The sequence below is a fragment of the Kitasatospora sp. NPDC057500 genome, assembly GCF_042802195.1.
GTDB lineage: Bacteria > Actinomycetota > Actinomycetes > Streptomycetales > Streptomycetaceae > Kitasatospora.
Genome location: NZ_JBHVER010000384.1, coordinates 1 through 3,194 on the forward strand (window position 1 = coordinate 1; position 3,194 = coordinate 3,194).

The window sequence follows — 3,194 nt, forward strand, 5'->3', positions numbered from 1 at the left end:
GGGTCGCCGAGGGTGGTGCCGGTGCCGTGGGCTTCGACGGCGTCGATGTCGGTGGTGGTGAGGCGGGCGTTGGCGAGGGCCTGGCGGATGACGCGTTGCTGGGAGGGGCCGTTGGGGGCGGTGAGGCCATTGGAGGCGCCGTCCTGGTTGATCGCGCTGCCGCGGATCACGGCGAGCACCCGGTGCCCGTTGCGCTCGGCGTCGGAGAGCCGCTCCAGCAGCAGCAGGCCGACGCCTTCGCCCCAGTTGGTGCCGTCGGCGGCGTCGGCGAACGCCTTGACCCGCCCGTCCCCGGCGAGGCCGTTCTGCCGCTCGAACTCGGCGAAGGCCACCGGGGTGGCCATCACTGCGACCCCGCCGGCCAGGGCCAGGTCGACCTCGCCGCCCCGCAGCGCGGCGGCCGCGGTGTGGATCGCGACCAGCGCGGAGGAGCAGCCGGTGTCGATGGTGAGCGCCGGGCCCTCCAGGCCGAGCGTGTAGGAGACCCGGCCGGAGATGATGCTGCCGGCATTGCCGGTCATGCCGAACCCCTCGGCGCCGTGCGCAGAGTCGGAGAGCAGCCCCGCGTAGTCCAGGGCGGAGGCGCCCACCATCACCGCCGTCCGGCTGCCGACGAGGCCGGTCGGGTCGATGCCGGCCCGTTCCAGCGCCTCCCATGACGTCTCCAGCACCATCCGCTGCTGCGGGTCCATGGTGAGGGCCTCGCGCGGCGAGATGTCGAAGAACAGGGGGTCGAAGCCGCCGGCGTCGTGGACGAAGCCACCGTATCCCTCGGAGTCCCAGCCGCGGTCCGGCGGGAAGGCGCCGATCGCGTCGGTGCCCGAGGCGACGAGGTCCCACAGGTCCTCCGGGGAGTTCACCCCGCCCGGGTAGCGGCAGGCCATGCCGACGATGGCGACCGGCTCGTCGCTGCCGGCCGCCGCCACGGTCGGTGCGGCCGCGTCGGCCTCGCCCTGGAGCAGGACCACGAGCCGGTGGGCCAGCCGGGCCGGTGTGGGGTAGTCGAAGACGATCGCGCCCGGCAGGCTCAGCCCGGTGGCGCGGACCAGCCGCTTCTTGAACTCCACGGCCAGCAGGGAGTCGAAGCCCAGGTCGCGGAACGGCCTGCGGGGGTCGATCGACCCCCCGTCGCCGTGGCCCAGCACCACGGCCGCCTCCGTGCGGACGACGGCCGTCAGGGCCTCCAGACGGCCGGCCTCGTCGGCGAGCGCCAGCCGCTGCCGCAGGGCGGCGGTGCGCGGATCCGCGTCCGGTTGTTCCTCGCGCAGTCGGGCGGCGACCTCGGGGATCTCCTCGATCAGCGGGCTGCGGCGGCTCAGCGTGAAGGCGGGGGCGAACCGCGCCCAGTCCATGTCGGCCACCGTCAGCAGCGTCTCGTCGTGGTCCAGCGCCTGCTGAAGCGCCGTCAGCGCGAGGTCGGGGGCCATCGCCCCGATGCCGCGCCGGCTCAGCTCGCGCCCGGCGTCACCCGCGAGCATTCCGGCACCCGCCCAACCGCCCCAGGAGAGCGAGGTGGCCGTCTCGCCGCGGTCCCTCCGCTGCCGGGCCAGGCCGTCCAGGTAGGCGTTGGCCGCCGCGTAGGCGCCCTGTCCGGCGCCGCCCCAGACGGCCGCGCCGGAGGAGAAGAGCACGAAGGCGTCCAGCTCCTGACCGGCCAGCAACTCGTCCAGGTGACGGGCGCCGAGCACCTTGCCCGCGGACGCGTCGGCGAAGTCGGCCTCGGTCAGGCCGGCCAGGTCGCCGTACTGGCTGACGCCGGCGGTGTGGAAGACGGCGCTGAGCGGTCCGGCCTCACCCAGGGTCCTGGCCAGGAACTCGCGGTCGGAGACGTCGCCGGCCGCGATCGTGACGGCGGCGCCCAGCTCGTCCAACTCGGCGAGCAGCCGGTCCGCGCCGGGCGCGTCCTTGCCGTGGCGGCTGGTGAGCACCACGTGCGCGGCCCCGTTGCGGGCCGCCCAGCGGGCCACGTGGCCGCCGAGCGCGCCGGTGCCGCCGGTGACCAGCACGGTGCCGCGCGGGCTCCACGGGCGCGCAGGGGTGCGCAGCTCGGCCCGGACCAGCCGGCGGCCGAACAAGCCGGTGCCGCGGACGGCCAGTTGGTCCTCGGCGCCGCAGGCGCCGGCCAGCACACCCGACAGCAGGGCCGCCGCGTCCTCGTCCAGGCGCTCGGGCAGGTCGACCAGCCCGCCCCAGCGATCCGGGTGCTCCAGTGCCACCACCCGTCCGAGACCCCAGAGTTGGGACGCCTCCGGCTGCACCCGGTCGCCGTCGACCGGGGCCACCGCCCCGTGGGTGGCGAACCAGAGGGGCGCGCCGGCCCCGGCGTCCCCGAGCGCCTGGACGAGGACCGTCGAGCCCCACAGATCGGGCAGGACGGCCAGCACGCCGTTGAACTCGCCGCTCTCGGAGAGCCGTTCGGCGAGCTCCCGGCGCCCGGTTCCGGGTTCGACGACCAGTTCGACCACCTCGGCGCCGGTCAGCGCCCGGGCCGCCTCGGCTCCGGCGCCGGACCGGGGCACCACGAGCAGCCACCGGCCGCGGGCCGTCCCGCCCGCCGTGACGGGCCGCCATTCCTCCCGGTACCGCCAGGAGTCGAGCACCGCCTCGGCGGACCGTCCGGCGAAGGCCGGCGGCCGGAGCCAGAACCGCTGGTGCTGGAAGGCGTAGGTGGGCAGGTCCACCCGCCGGGTCGCCCGCTCGCCCGCCAGGCCGGCCCAGTCGACGGCAGCGCCGTGCACGTGGGCCTCGGCCAGGGAGAGGACGAAGCGGGCGGGGCCGCCCTCGTCGCGGCGCAGCGAACCGAGGGCGACGGCGTCCGAGCCGGCGGCCTCGATGGTCTCCCGGACGGCGGGGACGAGCACCGGGTGCGGGCTCATCTCGATCAGCAGGGTGCAGCCGTGCTCCAGCAGCTCCCGGGTGGCCTGTTCGAACCGCACGGTCTGCCGCAGGTTCCGGTACCAGTACCCGGCGTCCAGCTCGGCCGGGTCGGTCGCCGTGCCGGTGACCGAGGAGAAGAACGCCATCTCGGCGGCGCTCGGGGTGGTGTCGGCCAGCAGGGTCGCCAGCTCCGCCCTGATGTTCTCGACGTGCGCGGTGTGTGAGGCGTAGTCGACGGCGATCCGGCGGGCTCGGATGCCGTCGTTCTCGCAGTGGGTGAGGAGTTCGTCGAGGGCGTGCGGGTCGCCGGCGACGAC

Annotated in this window: 1 protein-coding gene; it reads right to left on the reverse strand. The window is 75.7% G+C overall.

The genetic code is table 11. The features are described 5' to 3' along the window. On the reverse strand, positions 1-3,194 hold a 3,194-nt coding region (locus tag ACFU74_RS36680; protein WP_380764469.1), incomplete at both ends, for an SDR family NAD(P)-dependent oxidoreductase.